Source organism: Aeromicrobium sp. P2_G6 (assembly GCF_056403535.1).
Genome location: NZ_JBFUFH010000001.1, coordinates 911,152 through 929,312, shown reverse-complemented (window position 1 = coordinate 929,312; position 18,161 = coordinate 911,152). Strand labels below are relative to the sequence as shown.

At 68.2% G+C, this 18,161-nt stretch carries 15 protein-coding genes; 9 read left to right on the top strand and 6 right to left on the bottom strand.

Annotation, left to right across the window (positions count from 1 at the left end; all coding sequences use genetic code 11):
- Positions 1 to 46: 46 nt before the first annotated feature.
- Positions 47 to 1,723 (top strand): ABC transporter family substrate-binding protein, encoded by a 1,677-nt coding sequence (locus tag AC1DVU_RS04505; protein ID WP_476921230.1) that lies wholly within the window; start codon positions 47 to 49, stop codon positions 1,721 to 1,723.
- On the opposite strand, the gene AC1DVU_RS04500 is transcribed toward AC1DVU_RS04505, so the two are convergent.
- The gene (locus AC1DVU_RS04500) at positions 1,707 to 2,393 is read right to left on the bottom strand and encodes an alpha/beta hydrolase (RefSeq protein WP_476921229.1); all 687 of its coding nucleotides are present in this window, start codon (positions 2,391 to 2,393) and stop codon (positions 1,707 to 1,709) included. The genes AC1DVU_RS04505 and AC1DVU_RS04500 overlap by 17 nt on opposite strands.
- 4 nt (positions 2,394 to 2,397) lie before the next feature.
- Complete coding sequence (locus tag AC1DVU_RS04495; protein ID WP_476921228.1) at positions 2,398 to 3,720, bottom strand: MATE family efflux transporter; 1,323 nt, start codon at positions 3,718 to 3,720, stop codon at positions 2,398 to 2,400.
- Between the two features lie 387 nt (positions 3,721 to 4,107).
- Between AC1DVU_RS04495 and dnaB the strand changes: the two genes are divergently transcribed.
- Positions 4,108 to 5,520, top strand: a complete 1,413-nt coding sequence (gene dnaB / locus AC1DVU_RS04490; protein ID WP_476921227.1) for a replicative DNA helicase — start codon at positions 4,108 to 4,110, stop codon at positions 5,518 to 5,520.
- A gap of 176 nt (positions 5,521 to 5,696) precedes the next feature.
- Here dnaB and AC1DVU_RS04485 read toward each other — a convergent pair whose 3' ends face one another.
- Positions 5,697 to 7,202 (bottom strand): hypothetical protein, encoded by a 1,506-nt coding sequence (locus tag AC1DVU_RS04485; protein ID WP_476921226.1) that lies wholly within the window; start codon positions 7,200 to 7,202, stop codon positions 5,697 to 5,699.
- Between the two features lie 4 nt (positions 7,203 to 7,206).
- Here AC1DVU_RS04485 and AC1DVU_RS04480 point away from each other — a divergent pair, with 4 nt between their 5' ends.
- From AC1DVU_RS04480 to AC1DVU_RS04460, 5 genes are all read left to right on the top strand, one after another.
- Entirely contained in the window at positions 7,207 to 7,860 is a 654-nt protein-coding gene (locus AC1DVU_RS04480; protein ID WP_476921225.1) for a DedA family protein, read from the top strand.
- Positions 7,861 to 7,977: 117 nt separating this feature from the next.
- On the top strand, positions 7,978 to 9,441 hold the full coding sequence (locus AC1DVU_RS04475) for an NAD-dependent succinate-semialdehyde dehydrogenase (protein WP_476921224.1): 1,464 nt from the start codon (positions 7,978 to 7,980) through the stop codon (positions 9,439 to 9,441).
- Positions 9,438 to 10,106, top strand: a complete 669-nt coding sequence (locus tag AC1DVU_RS04470; protein ID WP_476921223.1) for a hypothetical protein — start codon at positions 9,438 to 9,440, stop codon at positions 10,104 to 10,106. Before AC1DVU_RS04475 ends, AC1DVU_RS04470 begins: the two co-directional genes overlap by 4 nt.
- A gap of 84 nt (positions 10,107 to 10,190) precedes the next feature.
- Positions 10,191 to 12,197 carry a DUF6571 family protein gene (locus tag AC1DVU_RS04465; RefSeq protein ID WP_476921222.1) on the top strand — a complete coding sequence of 669 codons (2,007 nt, stop codon included), beginning with the start codon at positions 10,191 to 10,193 and terminating at the stop codon, positions 12,195 to 12,197.
- Position 12,198: 1 nt separating this feature from the next.
- Positions 12,199 to 12,765, top strand: coding sequence for a hypothetical protein (locus tag AC1DVU_RS04460; RefSeq protein ID WP_476921221.1), 567 nt, complete (start codon positions 12,199 to 12,201; stop codon positions 12,763 to 12,765).
- 92 nt (positions 12,766 to 12,857) lie between these two features.
- Here AC1DVU_RS04460 and AC1DVU_RS04455 read toward each other — a convergent pair whose 3' ends face one another.
- The 3 genes from AC1DVU_RS04455 to AC1DVU_RS04445 are packed head-to-tail and all read right to left on the bottom strand — an operon-like array spanning position 12,858 to position 15,917.
- Complete coding sequence (locus tag AC1DVU_RS04455; RefSeq protein ID WP_476921220.1) at positions 12,858 to 14,852, bottom strand: ABC transporter ATP-binding protein; 1,995 nt, start codon at positions 14,850 to 14,852, stop codon at positions 12,858 to 12,860.
- Positions 14,849 to 15,160, bottom strand: coding sequence for a YbaY family lipoprotein (locus AC1DVU_RS04450; RefSeq protein WP_476921219.1), 312 nt, complete (start codon positions 15,158 to 15,160; stop codon positions 14,849 to 14,851). Before AC1DVU_RS04450 ends, AC1DVU_RS04455 begins: the two co-directional genes overlap by 4 nt.
- A gap of 10 nt (positions 15,161 to 15,170) precedes the next feature.
- Positions 15,171 to 15,917, bottom strand: a complete 747-nt coding sequence (locus AC1DVU_RS04445; protein ID WP_476921218.1) for a DUF4184 family protein — start codon at positions 15,915 to 15,917, stop codon at positions 15,171 to 15,173.
- A 125-nt stretch (positions 15,918 to 16,042) separates the two neighbouring features.
- On the opposite strand from AC1DVU_RS04445, the gene AC1DVU_RS04440 reads away from it, so the two are divergent.
- Positions 16,043 to 17,032 (top strand): NAD-dependent epimerase/dehydratase family protein, encoded by a 990-nt coding sequence (locus AC1DVU_RS04440; protein ID WP_476921217.1) that lies wholly within the window; start codon positions 16,043 to 16,045, stop codon positions 17,030 to 17,032.
- 86 nt (positions 17,033 to 17,118) lie between these two features.
- Positions 17,119 to 17,742, top strand: coding sequence for a TetR/AcrR family transcriptional regulator (locus AC1DVU_RS04435; RefSeq protein ID WP_476921216.1), 624 nt, complete (start codon positions 17,119 to 17,121; stop codon positions 17,740 to 17,742).
- Positions 17,743 to 18,161: the final 419 nt, after the last annotated feature.

Below are 18,161 nucleotides of genomic sequence, written 5' to 3'. Positions count from 1 at the left end.
CAGGACCAGGGGTTCCCTGGCCCGCCGAGGTGGTCGCTACTCGACCATGCGGAATCTCGCGGCCCCCATCGCCTTGCTAGCCGGAAGCCTCGTGCTTGCCGGCTGTTCGCAGACGTCATCGGATGACCAGCCGTCGGCGACGACGTCCGCCGCCGACGCCACGCTCAAGAACACGTCGTGGCAGGTCGCCGGTCGCGACAAGGTTGCCCAGGGCGGCTCGCTGCGACTCGGCACGCCGGCGATCCCCGGCAACTTCAATCCCCAGCACCCCGACGCGGTCAACACCGATGCCGCTCGCATCCTCGCCCCGACCGTCGGCGGCGCCGTCCGGATCACGGCGAACGGCGGCTGGCAGGTCGACCACGACTACGCCGAGTCGATCAAGGTCGCAGACACCGATCCGCTGACGATCTCGGTGCGGCTCAATCCCCGTGCGGTCTGGCAGGGCGGCACGTCGATCACCGCCGCAGACATGAAGGCGTACTGGAAGGCCCTCAACGGCTCTGACGACGACTACGAGGTCGCGTCGACCGAGGGATACGACGACATCAAGTCGGTCGAGCAGGGCAAGACGAAATTCGACTACACCGTGACGTTCAAGCGGCCCAACGCCGAATGGCCGCTCTACATCTACCCGCGACTCGCTGCCAACGTCTCGGCGTCGGCCAAGATGTTCAACAGTGGGTTCCGCACCAGGGCCATCTCGTCGAACGGCCCCTTCCTGGTGTCGTCGATCGACACCCGCAAGGGCACGATCACCGAGAAGCCCAACCCCCGATGGTGGGGCGAGAAGCCCAAGCTGTCGCAGATCACGTTCCAGGTCGCTTCGCCTGACGTGCTGGCCAAGGCGTTCGCGGCCGACGGGCTCGACGCGGTCGACCTCGAGGCCGACACCTACAAGATCGCCAAGGCCGCCAAGGACTCCTCGATCCAGCGCGCCGCCGGCGTCGAGTGGTCGCAGGTCACCCTCAACGGCGGTCGCGGCCCGCTCAAGGATCCGAACGTGCGTCGCGCGGTCGCGCACGCGATCAACCGCGACGCGATCGCCAAGCAGTCGTCGGCTCCGCTCGGCGCCCCGGCGACGCCGCTGGGCAGCGTCATGCTGGTGCCGGGCCAGCAGGGCTACGTCGACTCGTCAGCCTCGATCGGCCACGACCCGGACAAGGCCGAGTCCTTGCTCACGAAGGCGGGCTGGAAGAAGGGTTCGGACGGCGTACGCACCCGCAAGGGCGCGCGGCTGACGCTGGTCATGCCGGTGCCGGCCAACACACCTGCCAACCAGCGACGGGCATCGACGATCGCCAAGGACCTCAGCAAGGTCGGCATCGCCGTCAAGGTCAAGAGCGTGCCTGCGGACAAGTTCTTCAACCAGTTCGTCATCCCGCTCGACTTCGACATCGTGACGTTCGTACGCCGCGGCTCGGCGTTCCCGATCGGCGCGGCGGAGTCGATGTTCTACCCCGCGGACTCGCCCCAGAACTACACCGGCGTCAGCGAGGACCGGTTCGGCAAGGGCTGGGGCGTCACGACCGGCACCCTGGACGACAAGCTCAGGCTCAAGCGTGTCGCCAAGCTCGACGAGTGGGTGTTCGCCAATCCCACTGTCGTACCGCTCGCGGTGACTCCGATCGCCGTCGCCGTACGCAAGGGACTCGTCAACTACGGTGCCGCGCAGTTCGAGCAGCCCGACTGGACCGTCGTCGGCTTCACCAAGAAGCAGTAGCCGCCGCGACGATCGCGGCCACGACGTGCTCGGTCGCCTCGAGCGTGATGGGGTCCTGGGCCGCGACGTATCGCTGCGTCTCGGGATCAACGGCGAGCCCGACGATGCCGGAGTGGTCGACGGCCAGCTCCGTCACGGTCGGCGCCCAGCCGGACGCCCGTAGCCGCGCGGCCAGACCGTGGACCAGGTCCGGGTGGGAGATGTCGTCGCGGCTGCCGTGCAGGATGTCGATCGTGCGCCCGTCTGCAGGAGCCGGGAACACCGCCGGCAGCGGCTCACCGGTGACTGCTGAGACCGCCCGGGGTCCGTCGCCGGGAGCCAGCAGGACGGTGTGGCTGGGACCGCCGGGCGCGATGGCCAGACTGAGCGCCGCGGTCGCGCCGAGGGACCAACCGGCGACCACGACATCGCGCGGGTCGATGCCGAGGTCGGCCGCGGCGCGTCGCGCGTGTGCCAGCGACCCGAGCACGTCAGCGCGGCCGTTGTCGGTGGCCGTCGAGTCCCAGTCCGCTGCCAGCACGCGTACGCCCGAGAGCGTGATGGGCCGGGCCAGCGGCGCGAGGGCGGCACGCTCGTTGGGTCCGCGTCCGTGCCACAGGAGCACGACACCCTCTTGGCCCTCGCCGTGAATGTCAACGAGCCGGCCAGGTGCGTACTCCTCGGTGATCACGACATCAGTTTGCCGAACGGCTCGCCCCGAGGACCATCCACGTGGTGCCCTGTTGGCGACGCCACAGCGTCACGAGACGGGCCGCGATGAAGCCGCCGTACGCCACCCAGAGCCAGGTGAGGCCTGCGTCGGTCCACCCGACGGCCAGGACCAGCGGAGCGTACGCCGCGAGGACAGCGAGGCCGGCCCATGCGAGGTAGGGCCCGTCGCCGGCGCCGATCAGGACGCCGTCGAGCACGAACACGACGCCCGACAGGGGCTGGATCGCCGCCACCACGAGCAGCGCGGGCACGAGTGCGTCCTGCACCGCGGGGTCGGAGCTGAACAGCCCGGGCAACCAGGGCGCGGCGGCCGCCAGCAGCACGGCGGCCACCAGACCGGTCGCGACGCCCCAGCCGACCATCCGGTTGGTCAGCGCGCGGGTGCTCTCCGCGTCGCCCGCGCCCAGGGAGCGACCGGTCAGGGTCTGCCCCGCAATCGCGATGGCGTCGAGCCCGAAGGCGAGGAAGGTCACGATGACGCCTGCGATCTGGTTGGCCGCGAGCGGTACGTCGCCGAGCTGCGCGGCCACGAGCGTCGCCAGGACCAAGGAGGCACGCAGCGTGATCGTGCGGACCAGCAGAGGGACGCCGACGCGAGCCGTGCCGACGATCTCGGCCGTACGCGGACGGGTGGCGGCACGCGCGCGGCGGGCCCGACGCACGACGATCGTCACGAGCCACGTGGCGGCGAACCACTGGGCCAGCACGGTGCCGGCCGCGGCCCCGCGGACGCCCCAGTCGAATCCGTAGACGAACGTCAGGTTGAGCACGACATTGAGGACGTTGGCCACGATCGTCGCAATCAGCGGCGTCCGGAGGTCGAGGACACCGCGCAGGGCGCCGGTGGCGGCCAGGATCAGCAGCATCGCGGGCAGCGCCAGGGCAGAGACGAGGAGATAGTCCTGCGCGAATCCCGCGACCGACAAGGAGCTCGACAGGGCGTCGGTGAACGGCCCGCTGGCGCCGGCAGTGACCAGTCCGAGAACGACTCCGAGGCCGACGGCGAGCCACAAGCTGCTGACCGCGAGGCCCAGAGCCGTACGGTCGTCGCCGGCGCCGTGGTGCCGCGCCACCGTGGCGGTGCTGCCGTAGGCCAGGAAGACGCACAGCCCCACGACCGTCCCGAGCACGACCGATGCAGCGGCGAGGCCGCCCAGCTCCGGGGTGCCGAGGTGGCCGATGATCGCCGTGTCGGCGAGCAGCATGAGTGGTTCGGTGATCAGGGCGAAGAAGGCGGGAACCGCGACGCGGAGGATCTTGCGGTCGACGTCGCGCGAGAGGCGCATCTCAGGCCTTTCCGGACGTGACCAGATGGTGTCGTGGGGGCAAAGTGACGGGTTTTGTCGACAAGTGTATGAACAGGCACCCGTGGATGACGGACCGGTCCAAACTATTTTGTCTCCACACGGGTGCACACACGTTTGTGCAGGTCAGAGCGCTGCCCGGTGTCAAAGGTTTCTGCTTGTCCACACCTTCGTCCACGGACTGTGCACATGGTTGGCGGCGTTTTCCACAGCTTCCTGGAGGTTGCACACACCCCCTGTGTGGCGCTGTCTGTGATTGCGCCCCGGACAGGCCTACTGTGACGGGTCGGCACCATCGGCCAGGGCGTCTTCCAGGGTTATGGCAGTACCGACCGTTACCGTGAAGCAAGGGCGAAAGGGGATAGTTCTGTGAGCGTGACGGACCTCTACGAGGCTGCACCAGGGCCCAGCGAGGACCCCGGCTCCGGACGCGTTCCGCCACAGGACCTGGCCGCCGAGCAGAGCGTTCTCGGCGCCATGCTCATCAGCAAGCAGGCCATCGACCCGGCTTCGGACATCCTGCAGGGTCGCGACTTCTACCGTCCCGCGCACGAGCTGATCTTCGACACGATCTGCGACCTGGCCAACCGTGGCGAGCCGGCCGACGCGATCACGGTCGCCGCCGAGCTGCAGCGCCGCGGCGACGTGGGCCGCATCGGTGGCGCCCCCTACCTCCACACCCTGGTCGCCGGTGTGCCGATCGCGTCCAATGTCGACTTCTACGCCGACATCGTCCGCGAGAAGGCCGTGCTGCGGCGCCTCGTCGAGGTCGGCCAACGCATCGCCCAGCTCGGACAGGCCGGCCAGGGCGACGTCGCCGAGATCGTCGACCGCGCGCAGGCGGAGGTCCTCGACGTCGACGGCACGAGCCAGGCTGAGGACTACCAGTCCGTCGCCGAGCTCATGAGCCTCACGATCGACGAGATCGAGGAGATCCAGGGCCGCGACGGCCAGATGACGGGTGTGCCGTCGGGATTCCCCGACCTCGACAAGCTGACGACCGGCTTCCGGTCAGGCCAGATGATCGTCGTCGCCGCCCGACCCGGTGTCGGCAAGTCGACGCTCGGCCTCGACTTCTGCCGGTCGGCCTCGATCCGGCACGGCATCCCCAGCGCGATCTTCTCCTTGGAAATGACCGGCGCCGAGATCGCGATGCGCATGCTCTCGGCCGAGGCGCGTGTCAGCATCTCCCACATGCGCGGCGGTGGCATGCACCAGCGCGACTGGGATGCCATCAGCAAGGCGATGCCCCGCGTGCAGAGCGCGCCGATCGTGATCGACGACAGCCCCAACATGACGATGCCCGAGATCCGCTCCAAGGCGCGCCGCATCAAGAAGCAGTACGGCCTCGGCATGATCGTGATCGACTACCTCCAGCTGATGACGTCGGGCAAGCGGGTCGAGAACCGCCAGGTCGAGGTCTCGGAGTTCTCGCGTCAGATCAAGCTGCTGGCCAAGGAGCTCGAGCTCCCGGTCGTCGCCATCAGCCAGCTCAACCGTGGCTCCGAGCAGCGCACCGACAAGACCCCGCAGCTGTCAGACCTGCGTGAGTCCGGCTCGATCGAGCAGGACGCCGACATCGTGCTGCTGCTCAACCGTCCCGACGCGCACGGCGCCGGCGAGTCCGAGCGACCCGGCGAGGCCGACATCATCATCGCCAAGAACCGTTCGGGCCCGGTCAACAAGGTCGCCGTCAGCTTCCAGGGCCACTACTCGCGCTTCACGCCGATGGCCCGCGACGCCGAGCCGCCCGGTGCGGCTGCCGGTGATTTTTTTGGGTGAGGTCGAGCGAGCTCTGCGAGCGAGCGCCGAACCCAGGTTGAGTCGAAGCGCGGCGAAGCCGCCAGCTGTCGAAACCCCGTGAGCTGACCACCCAGCCCAGCCGTCGCGCAGCGCTTCGTGACTGGTTTCGAGGCTTCGGCCGCGGGCGGCCTTCGCACCTCAACCAGCGAAGCAAGTCACTGATACGAGATCAGGGACGGGTGTGGCCTGACCTGCTTCCACGTCTCTTCGGCGGTCAGCATGTGCGGGTCCTCGTCGACGAAGTTCTTCCAGCCCCAGTACACGCCGTCAGGAGCGCTCCGGCGCAGCGTCTTCCAGGTGCCCTGCTTGGCGCCCTGCGGTCCGTTGCCGTCGACGTGGATCACGGTCGCCAGCTCGGCATGACTCGTGTCGAGCCGGCCGCGGTGCTTGATCATCGAGAGCGAGAACTGGTGGAGGACGAACAGCTTCTGCGGCAGCGCCTTGCGACGGGTGAGCCCGGCCAGCCAGTCGCCGACGCGATTGACCTCGGCAACCTGCACCGAGCCGATCTGGCGCAGGTGCTTCTGCTTCTTCTTGAGTCGCCATTCCGGATCCAGCGCGAGGCCGACGTGGGGGCGCTCGAGCAGTGAGCGGTAGCGCTTGGCCTGGGTCAGGAAGTCGGTCCGCCCCGGCTGCAGGTCGAGGATCACGTACACGCCGGCCTTCTGGGCAGCGTCGATCAACGGCGTGAGCGTCTTGATCGACGACTCCGCCGAGTAGTTCTTGTCCTTGCCTGCCCCGCCCGACGCGACCGTTGCGATGATCTCGAAGGTCGGCACGAACTCAGCCCCGCCGACGCGCTCGTACTTGCGCCCCAGCCGCTGGACCCGCTTGATCGATGCCTTGACGCCCTGCTCGCCCAGCACGCCGAGTGACGGGACGCCCGGATGGCCGTACATCGCGGTGTAGTGCTTGCCCGGCAGGGCGAGGTAGCCGCCGGTCGGCTGGACGATGCGCTTGCGGACCACAGCCAGTGAGTATGCGAAGTCTCGCGTGAACGGCGTGCCGAGCGCGATGACGGGGGTGTCCGGGCGAGCCGCGAGGGCCTTGGCCACGGCGGTGTTGCGGCGGGGGTCCGCGTCGCGGATCTGGAGGACGTCGGCGCCGGCATTGCGTGCCGAGGCGACGGCCGCGGCATTGGCCGTACGAGATCGGGTGATGACGATCGCGTCGATGCGGCGATCGTTGCGGCGGGCCAAGGTGCCACGCAGCTTCGAGACGGCATCGTCCGCGCCTGCGGGGTCGAGCGGCACAGCTCGTGCACCCTCGACGGCACGGGTCTTTCCGAACGTCAGCACGCGCCGCGCGCCTAGCCGCTTGAGCTCCGCCGGCGCACTGGCATCGTCAATCAACACCGGCACCCCCAAGGTCGTGGCCGTCGTGATCGCGATCTTCTGGGCTCGCCGATCGCGACCGTCGGCGAGCACCGCCACCGGCGAGGCGTCATAGAGGCGTGCGGAGACTCCGACGGCGGACTGTGCCGGCGTCGTTGATCGGATGATGTCGAGCGACTTCGTGGGGGTGTGGATCCGCGTGGCCGAAGGGACGTCGCCGCTCACCGGGTCGTCATCCCCTGCGTACGCGAATGCGCCCGCGACCAATGCCACACTGGCGAGGCCGCCGACGACGACGTACGGGTTGAGCCTGACGGATACGCTCATGCCCGTGACCCTACTGACCACCCTGATGACCGAGTCGTCGAGCGTGCCCGACTCCGGACTTGCCGGGCTGGTCGCCGACATCATGGGTTCGATCGGCCTGCTGGGTGTCGGCCTGGTGCTCGCGATCGAGACGATCCTGCCGTTCCTGCCCAGCGAGGTGGCCCTTCCGATGGCGGGGTTCAGCGCTGAGCGCGGCGACTTCGGGCTGGTCGCCGTGATCATCGCCGCGACGATCGGCTCGGTGGGCGGAGCCCTGATCCTCTACTGGATCTCGCGCGTCTTCGGCCTCGAACGTACGCGCCACGTGCTGTCCAAGATCCCGCTCGTGACGGCGCGCGACATCGACAAGGGTGTGGCCTGGTTCGCCCGCAACGACGCCGCCGCGGTGTTCTTCGGCCGGATGGTTCCGGCGATCCGCAGCCTCGTCTCGATCCCGGCAGGCGTCGAGCAGATGTCGGTGGCGCGGTTCCTCGTCTTCACGACGGCCGGCAGCCTGATCTGGAACACGATCTGGATCGTCGCCGGCTACCAGCTCGGCAACAACTGGGAGAAGGTCGAGAAGTACGGCAACTACCTCAAGTACGCCCTTGTGCTCGCGGTCGTCGCCGCGATCGTCTGGTTCGTCGTCTACAAGCTCCGCGCCCGCCGCATCGCCTGAACGGCAGGGGCTGGACGACCGTCTTACGCTGGGCATCATGAGCGAGCGCAGCGAGCGAAACATCAGAGCAGTCATGCCGACGCCTCCGTATCGTGGGCTTTTCATGGAGGTGACGGCATGACCGAGACACGTGAGAAGGAAGTCGTCGGCGCCGTACACCCGCAGCTGTTCATCGGTGGCCAGTGGCGTGACGCCGAGGGCGGCAAGACGTTCGCCGTCGAGGACCCGTCGAACGGCCAGACCCTGGTCGAGGTGGCCGACGCGAGCGTCGCCGACGGCAAGGCCGCGCTCGACGCCGCCGTTGCTGCACAGACCGACTGGGCTGCGACACCACCGCGGGACCGCGGCGAGATCCTGCGCAAGGCGTTCGAGATCATCACCGAGCGCGCCGACGAGCTCGCCCTGTTGATGACCCTCGAGATGGGCAAGCCGATCAAGGAGGCCAAGGCCGAGATCGCGTACGGCTCGGAGTTCTTCCGCTGGTTCTCCGAGGAGGCCGTACGCATCGCGGGCCGCTACTCCGTCGCCCCCAACGGTGCGACCCGTCTGCTGACGCTCAAGCAGCCGGTCGGGCCCTGCCTCATGATCACGCCGTGGAACTTCCCGCTGGCGATGGGCACGCGCAAGATCGGCCCCGCGATCGCCGCCGGCTGCACGATGGTGGTCAAGCCGGCCGCGCTCACCCCGCTGTCGATGCTGCGGCTCGGCGACATCCTGACTGAGGCCGGCCTGCCCGACGGCGTCCTCAACATCGTGACGACCAAGAGCACGGGCGAGGTGATGGAGCCGCTGATCCGCGACCCGCGCCTGCGCAAGCTGACGTTCACCGGCTCGACCGAGGTCGGCCGTTCGCTCGTCGAGCAGAGTGCCGAGGGGTTGCTCCGTGTGTCGATGGAGCTGGGCGGCAACGCGCCGTTCCTGGTGTTCGACGACGCCGACATCGACAAGGCGGTCGAGGGCGCGATGCTCGCCAAGATGCGCAACATCGGTGAGGCCTGCACGGCGGCCAACCGGTTCATCGTCCACGAGTCGGTCGCCGAGGAGTTCGGCAGCAAGCTCACCCAGAAGATGCAGGCGTTGTCCGTCGGCCGTGGCACCGAGGACGGCGTCGACGTCGGCCCGCTCGTCGAGGCCAAGCAGCGCGACAAGGTCGCCGAGCTCGTCGACGATGCGGTCGGCAAGGGCGCCACGGTCCTGACCGGCGGTTCGGCGCCCGACGGCGAGGGCTACTTCTACTCGCCGACCGTGCTGTCGGACGTACCGCTCGGGGCGCGGCTCGCGAAGGAGGAGATCTTCGGACCGGTCGCGCCGATCTTCACGTTCACCGAGGAGGTAGACGCCCTGCGCATGGCCAACGACACCGAGTACGGACTCGTCGCGTACGCCTTCACGTCGGACCTCTCGCGGGCTGTGCGGGTCTACGAGGGCCTCGAGACCGGCATGGTGGGACTCAACCAGGGCATCGTCTCCAACCCGGCCGCACCCTTTGGCGGCGTCAAGGCCTCAGGCTTCGGCCGTGAGGGTGGCGCCGAGGGCATCGAGGAGTACCTCGAGACCAAGTACGTCGGCATCGCCCTGTGATCCTGCGAGCTGCGGCGGTCACCATGGTGGCGGGGTTGTCGCTGGCCGCGTGCAGTGGCGGCGGCAGCGACCCGAAGGCAGCCGACCCCACGCCCAGTGCGTCGGCGACGCCGCAGGCGACGGTCGACCCGAACGAGCCGGCGTGCTCATTCCTGACCGCGGCCGACCGCAAGGCGCTCGTCGGCTCGGCGATCGACCAGGTCGTCGCGACGAGCGGGAGCGACCAGAGCAGCCAGTGCCGGTGGCAGGCCAGCTCGGCACTGATCCAGGTCACGACGCTGCCCGCGCAGGCCTGGGCGAAGACCCTGCCCCAGGTCGTGCACCAGCTGGAGACATCCGGCGACGTCAAGACCGCCGATGACAAGAAGGAGCTCGCGCGAGCCAAGAAGCTGCTCTCGAACGCCTCGAAATTCACCGGCAAGCAGGCCTGTGACGCGTTCACGACGCTGGCCGAGATCGGCGGAGCGAAGCGGGGCGCCACGACGACGATCACGCTCGTGCCCATCAGTGAGAAGGATTCCGGGGTCTCCGCGCAGATGTGCACCTCGGGCGAGATGACGTCACTGATCTACTCCGTGCCGGGCCTCAAGAAGACCAGGGCGGTCGACCAAGCCGTCACGACAGCACTGTCCGCAGCCCAGGAACGAGCCCTCGCCACCCGCTGAGCTGAGCGGTCCACGCTCCGACTCCTGCAGGTGTCCGTGCTTGCTAGTCTGCTCGTCAGAAGTGTGGACGCCTTGGGGGGCATCGTGACGACGGTCAACATCGACATCGCAAAGCTGAAGTCTGCCATCACGGCACTCACCAGCCTCGCCGACGGCATCGACGCCCAACGTTCGCGAGCCATGTCCGGCACGCCGGTCGGCCTTCCCTCGCTGACCGACGGTGAGCTGGGCAAGAAGTCACGCTGGTTGCGCGACCAGGAGCCCGAGCTCCAGGTGCGCCATGACCTCGCGGTGCTGCTCGACAGCGGCGACACCGGGCATGCGAGCTACGACGTCGCGCTCGACACCCTTGACATGGCCAAGGACATGCTGGGCACTGAGCTCGCCGAGGCGCTCAACGACGTCGACTACAAGACCAGCGAGGACGACCTCGACCGGCTCAACGAGATCCTTGCCGGCCAGCAGGACGATCCGGATGTCATGAGCTCGATGTTCAAGACCCTCGGACCCGACGGCACGGTCGGCGTGCTCGGCAACGTCACCTCGATCATGGGCTCGAGCGCGCTCGACGTGGAGAAGCTGCGTGACCTCGCGGAGCACATGCGCAGCGGCCTGGCGACGGCCTCCAACTCCGAGTCCTGGCAGAACCGGCCCCTGCCGTACAGCTCGAGCCTCACGTATGCGCAGATGTTCGCCGACGACATGGTCCGTTACTCCACCGCGCCGATGCTGACCGATGAGGAGCAGCAGGCGTTCCAGGAGAAGTACCCCAACGCCCAGGGCATGTACGGCGCATCGATCCTGACGTTCCTGATGCAGGAGCACGGCTACTCCGACGACTTCCTGGTGAGCGCCGCGTCGACCCTCGACCAGTTCGAGCAGCAGATGCACGACGGCGACATGGAGGCGACCTACTGGTACAGCCACAACGGCTACAGCCCGCTCGTCGAGAAGGACGAGCTGATGTACGACGACCCGATGGCCGCGATCATGCAGAACTTCGCCGCCAACCCTTCGGCCGGCCTCAGGTTCTTCGACAGCGAGGATCGGCAGGACTTCTACTTCAATGACCGCGACTGGTCCGAGGACGGCTTCAAGAGCATCACGATGGCGGCGGAGGGCATCACGACCGACGCCGACAACCTGGCCAAGGATGCGGAGCTGACCACGACGATCGCCTCGTCGTTCCTCCACAACATCGCCGACAACGACGGGTTCAACCCCGAGGACGCCAAGGATGCGTCGCCCTATCTCGCGGAGATGCTGAAGTTCTACATGCCGGCTGTCGACCAGGCGCTGCGCAACGGTGAGGACAGCGGGAAGCCCCGTGATGTGGAGTTCAATCTCGAGCACTTCGGGAGCTTCGAGAACTATCCGGAGCTGTTCAAGGGTGACCTCGACTCCCTCATGCAAGTCGCCATGGGCACCGAGGACGGCATGCAGAGCATCGCTGAGGGGGTCGGCGCGTTCCAGCAGACCCAGCTCAACAACGCCGCTGTCGCACTGGGCCTCGACCCCGATGATCCGGGCGTACGCACCGAGTTGCGTGACGTGCTGGAGCGCACCTCGGCCTTGACCGGGTTCACCGAGTACTCCGTCGGGCAGGTCGAGATCAGCGCCGCGGAGGACCAAGACGCACAGCGACAGGCGTACATCGACCTCGTGAGCGAGGCGGCCGGCCTCGTGCCTCTGCCGGGCGCCGAGCAGGTGGGTGAGCTCGGCAGCAAGGCGCTCGACTTCGGTTGGGGCAAGGCGGTCGAGCTCGGCACTGACGCCGCGGGGGAGCACTTCGCCTCCGAGGCCGAAGGTGCGACCGACAAGGCCGAGACGCGCGCCGAGCAGGGTGCGAGCCGGGTCAAGGTCAACGCCTTCCTCGCTCTGGTCGACGCTGGGGTCATCCCGCGCGACGAGGTGCCAGACATGTGGATCCAGAACGGCAGCCTGATCAGCCCGGGCGACATCAAGCCCGAGGACATGAGTCAGTACACGCAGAGCGCCATGAACGGGGTCAATGAGTATGCGACCAACCTGGACCTCGAGACGTCCTACAAGAACGACTTCCTCAACTACTACAAGCCGGCCGGCGGCTGACGTGCGCGCCGGGATGGTGGCGGCACTGGTCCTGTGTGGCACCCTCGCGGCGTGTGGGGGCGATGACGATGCGAAGGGTGTGCTGCAAGAGGACGACCTGCCGTCGGTGAGCAAGGTCTCCGACATCACGAATATCCCGTGGGTGTCGGTGTGCAGTCAGATCAAGGAAGCCGAAGCCAGTCTGATCATCGGCAACAAGCCCGAGATCGTCGGGCGTTCGTACATCCTCGAGAACGACGACTACGTCAGCTCGATCGCCCTCGGCAAGTCCGTCAACTACAGCTCTCTCGAAGCCGAACTGGATCGCGTCAAAGGTGCGATCGCCGAGTGCGCCGCGAGTGAGCCGAGCGAGTTCACCCCTCTCACCGGTCTCGACCCCGGCGTGCTGGGCTATGAGGAGACATCGGGATCGGACGAGCCTCGCTATGGGGCGCGGGTGTTCGCGATCCAGGGTGACCGCATCGTCGTGGTGGGCACGCGGCACGAGGGTGCCGGCGACGCGAAGGTCGATGTCGTCAAGCTGCTGCCCAAGGCCCTCGAGCGGGCGAAGGACGCTCCGAAGGACTGAGTCGCCGCTTCTCCGGGCAACGGGCCACTTCCCGGGGCGAATCTGCCTGGTGAAGTGGCGGTTTACCACGTTCTCCTGGTAAACCGCCGCGGCTAGAACGACACGTCGGCGCGGCGGTCGTCGGCGCCGGGCTTGTCGCAGTACGTCTGACCGTCGATGAACCGCACGCCGTCGGTGAAGCGCGCCTCGATCTGGCCCGAGCCGAACTGCTCGACGTACAGGCGCGAGTAGAGGCCGCCCAGCGCCAGCAGCTCGTCGTGCGTGCCCTGCTCGACGAGCCGGCCCTCCTCGAGCCCGAAGATGACGTCGGCGTTGTGGATCGTGGAGAGCCGGTGCGCGATCGCGATCGTCGTGCGGTTGTGCGTCGCCCGCTCCAGCGCGTCCTGAACCAGTCGCTCGGTCTCGGTGTCGAGCGCCGAGGTGGCCTCGTCGAGGATCAGGATGCGGGGGTCCATCAGCAGCACCCGGGCGATCGCGAGGCGCTGCTTCTCGCCGCCGCTGAGCCGGTAGCCGCGCTCACCGGTGATCGTCTCGTAGCCGTCCGCGAAAGACAGGATGCGGTCGTGGATGTTGGCGTCGCGCGCCGCCTGCTCGATCTCCTCGGCCGTGGCATCGGGCTTGGCGTACGCGATGTTGTCGCGGATCGTGCCGTGGAAGAGGTACGGCTCCTGGGTGACCATGCCGACCGTATCGGCGACCGATCCCATCGTCAGGTCACGCACGTCGGTCCCGTCGATCAGGACGGCCCCCGTGGTGACGTCGTAGAACCGCGGGATGAGGTACGTCATGGTCGTCTTGCCCGAACCCGATGGACCGACGATCGCCGCGAGCTGTCCAGGCGCGACCCGCAGCGTCACGCTGTCGAGCGCCCAGCCCTGCTCAGGCGCGGGCTCGGAGCGCTCGATTCGTACGCTGCTCTCGCCGAACCGGTCGCCGGTGGTGCCGCCGGTGAGGCTGCGCGGTTCGGGATAGCGGAAGTGCACGTCGCGGAACTCGATCTCGCCGCGCAGGTCCTTGGGGTTGAGCGCCACCGCGCCGGGGCGCTCGGTGATCGCCGGTTCGAGGTCGAGGTACTCGAACAGCCGGCGGAACAGTGCGAGCGACGTCTGCACGTCGAGCGACACCCGCATGAGCTGCAGCAGCGGCATCTGCAGCCGAGCCTGCAGCGTCGTGAACGCGACCAAGGTGCCCGCGGTCAGGGCGGTGCCGCCGTCGAGCATGTAGCCCGCGACGAGGTAGATCAGCGCAGGGGTGATCGCGAAGAACGTCTGCACCGTCGCGAAGAACGCCCGGCCGGTCATGGCCTGCTCGACCTGGAGACGGGTCTGGTTGCGGTTGGCCTCGCGATAGCGCTCGACCTCGGAGTCGGCGCGGTTGAACACCTTCGACAGCAGGATGCCGGAGACGCTGAGCGCCTCCTCGGTGATCGAGGTCATCTCCGACAGCGACTCCTGCGTCTTGCGCGCGAGCCGCTGGCGTCGCTTGCCGACCTGCAGCTGGATCCACACGAACAGCGGCATGACGATCAGGGTCAGCACCGTGAGCTGCCACGACAGGATCACCATCGAGATGAATGCGGCGGTGACCGTGACGCTGTTCTGCAGGATCGAGGTCGCGGTGTCGGTCAGCACGGTGCGTACGCCGGCGACGTCGTTGGCCAGGCGCGACTGGATCGCGCCGGTCTTGGTCGCCGTGAAGAAGGCCAGCTCCATCTTCTGCAGGTGCGCGAACAGGTCGCTGCGCAGGTCGGCCATCGCCGAGTTGCCGATCGTCGAGGTCAGCCAGTTCTGCACGATGCCGATCAGCGCCGTGACGACAGGGATCGCGCACAGTGCGCCGACCAGCCAGCCCAGCAGGCCGAGGTCCACGCCGCCGCCGTCGGTCGGGAACAGCGCCTTGTCGAACACCGCCTTGGTGAAGAACGGCGCGATCGACGTCAGCGCAGCGGACGCGACGACCGCCACCGCGACGTACGCCATCTTGGTCCGGTAGGGCTTGAGCATCCGGGCGATGCGGCCAAGGATCGGCTGGCCGCTCCCTATCTCCTCGTCACTCAGGTGCGTGATGTTGGGACTCGGGCGCATCATGTGTCGATCTTGGTCAGCAACACCTCGGTGGAGTCGCCGTCGACCGGGACCAGGTCGGTGGTGCCCCAGACGCCGACCTCCGTGCGCAGCATCGCCCAGACCAGCAGGGAGTCCGGGTCGGCGACGAGGGTCGGGTCGACGTGCAAGGAGAACTCGGTCGGCACGCCGGGTGCGTCGATGGCGGAGGCAGCCAGCACCTCGCCCTCGGTGTCGACGAGCTTGACCGTGGCGACGGCACCGGGTGGGACCGCGATGCGCTCGCGGATGAAGACGGTGCCGGTGACGGTGAGAACGTGTTCGGAGGCCATGTCCTGAATGCTATGCCTCGCCCACAGACGTCCGGTTCCGCTGACGTATGACCTGCCACGCGACGCACACGATCGCGATCCCTGCGGTCAGGGTGATGATCGAGCTGACCGCGCCGTGGAACGCCATGGAGTGCAGCCCCGCCGAGATCTTCGCCAGTGCCGCGATCAGTCCAGCGGCCGCGGCGACCAGGATGACCGTGGGCAGCGTGGTAGCAGGAAGCACCCGCGGGGGTCGGCGATCGCGCATGACGGGGAGCCGCCGCACGTGCGCGAGCGTGAACAAGCAGATGACGGCGAGCCCTCCGACCGCCGAGACGTACTGCGCCCACCGGAGCCCTGAGATCCCGAGGTGGTCGGTCCGCAACCAGCCGACGTGCTCGTAGCCCCAGGTCGTGCTGTGGGTGAAGGAGTCCCAGACGACGTGCGTGATCCCGCCGATGAGCGCCCCGATAGGCGCGAGCAGCCACTGCCGACGGGTCAGCCGGGCACGCGGCGCCAGCCTGACCCGGACCGCGGCGGGCGTGAGGTCGACCAATGGGTCACGCAGCACCGCGAACCAGATCGCCAGCACGAGCAGCGCACCGGCGATGTCGACGGTCGGGACGCCGAGCGGGCTGTGCGCGAGCTCGTAGCCCCGCCTCGACCCCAGGTAGAGCGGGACGTCGAGCACCATGCTGCCGATGACCATCGAGGTCATCGGCAGGCCGAGGCGGCGCAACGGCAGGACCGCCGCCGGGTGGCTCAGGGTCAGTGGCATCTGTCGAGCGTACGTTCTGCCGGGAGTGAACAGACCTGTCCTGGCACCGCGCTCCCGTGGTTGATTGAGGGCATGACCACCCCACGAAACCCCTCGCTGCGCTCGTGCTTTCGCGGGGACCCCGCATGAGCTCCGTACTCGTCCTCGGCGGCACCTCCTGGGTCGGCGGGCAGATCGCGCGTGAGGCGATCGCCCGGGGCCACGACGTCACCTGCCTGGCCCGCGGCGAGTCCGGCGACGCGCCGGCCGGCGCGACGTTCGTCCAGGCCGACCGTGCAGACCCCGGGGCCTACGACCAGCTTCGCGGCCGTGGCTGGGAGATCGTGATCGACGTGTCGCGGCAGCCCGGCCAGGTGCGGTCGGCGATCAGCGCGCTGGGCTCGGCCGCGACGCACTGGACCCTCGTGTCGACCGGGTCCGTCTACGCCGACCAGAGTGGACCTCTCCACGAGGACTCGCCGGTGCTCGACCCGCTCGAGGGTGACGTGGCGGGGCCGGAGCAGTACGGCGAGGGCAAGGTCGCCTGCGAGCAGGCCGTACGGCAGCTCCACCGGCACCTGATCGTCCGCGTGGGGCTGATCGGCGGCCCGGGAGACCGGTCGGACCGGCTCGGTCACTACGCCGCCCGGTTCGCGCTCGCGGGCGACGGGCCGGTGCTGGTCCCGGCCGTCGCCGATCAGCCGATGCAGGTCATCGACGTCCGCGACCTGGCCCGCTGGATCGTCGCGTCGGCCGAGGGTGGAGCGACCGGCACGGTGCACGGGGCCGGCGAGCGTACGACCGTGGGTGAGCTCATCGCGTTGTCCGCGGAGGTGGCCGGGTTCACCGGCGATCAGGTGCTTGCCGGCGAGTCGTGGCTGCGCGAGCACGGCGTCGAGGAGTGGATGGGGCCACGATCGCTGCCGCTGTGGCTGCCCGCGAGCCACCACGGCATGGGGCTCATGGACGATGCGCGCGCGTTGGCGTACGGCCTGGAGCGGCGCCCGCTGCGCGACACCATCAGCGCCACGCTCGAGGACGAGCGCGCCCGTGGTCTCGATCGTGAGCGCAAGGCCGGGTTGAGCCGATCGGATGAGCTCGCCCTGATCGGTGAGCTGCGCGGACAGGCGTCCTGACCAGCACTAACCCCCTGGCCTGGTCCTTTGGCACTACTTCGCGCCATTCGTCATGCGCCACCGAGAGTGGCGCGTAATCTTGAAAAATGAACGCAAAGCCCGGAAGACCGCGAACGCTGACGGTCGACCAGATCATCGACGCGACACTGGCCGAGGGACTCGGGACCTTCAGCATGCCGTCGATCGCTGCACGACTCGGCGTCGTGCATTCGGGGCTGTACCGCTACTTCACTGACCGCGAGGACCTGGTCGTCCAGGTGCTGGACCGCATCGCCCGATCGGCTCCGTGGCCTTCCACGGATCTGCCATGGCGTGAACACCTCGAGCAGCTCGGGGAGACGTTCTGGACAGTGTGTGGCGAATATCCCGGGTATGACATCACCGCCCTGCGGACCAAACAGGTGTCACCCGGCTTTCTCGAGATGGTCACGCCGCACATCGAGTCGCTGCAGCGCGAGGGCCTCGATGTCGTCGACGCCACCGCAGCCATCGAGTTCGTGCGAGGTCTCGTCCTGGTGTCGTCGATGGAGGCCGCCCGGCTCGAGTCGATCGCCGATCGCTCGGACCTCCCGGACCATGCGGTCCCGGGATTCGCGGACCCGGAGAAGTGGTCCGGCCGCGGCTGGTACCGACGCCACCTCAACACATGGCTCGACGGCCTGGCGCAGCGCGTCGGAGACCACGAGGGCAGCGCGGCGACCCACGCCTGAGGCGTCCACGCGACGTCGGCATCATGGAGCGGATGCCCCACCCTGACTGATTCGGGGTGGGGCATCGCCGTCCGGCGCGCTGTCTGCTCAACGACGCCGACAGCGCCGCATTACCCGCAAGTGCGAGAGCCATTCACACTCACAAACGGGTTGTGCCCGCGGCACGTACGGGGCGGCGAGCTCCAGGAACGGAGGGCGGGCGGGCCAGCCGTCTGCGCAAGCCAGTTGGCCCGCCTCCTCGGTGTCGAGGTCGGCCGGGAAGTCCTGTCGCTCGCGCGCATCCCGGCCGGCTTCGACCAACCTGACATACCCCCTGCTTTGTCAGTCCAAACATCCTCCAGTTCCGGGCAACAAGCAAGGGCAGACCGTTGCCGGCCACTTGCGTAGTACCCCCTAGGGGTATATGGTCGAGCCACGGA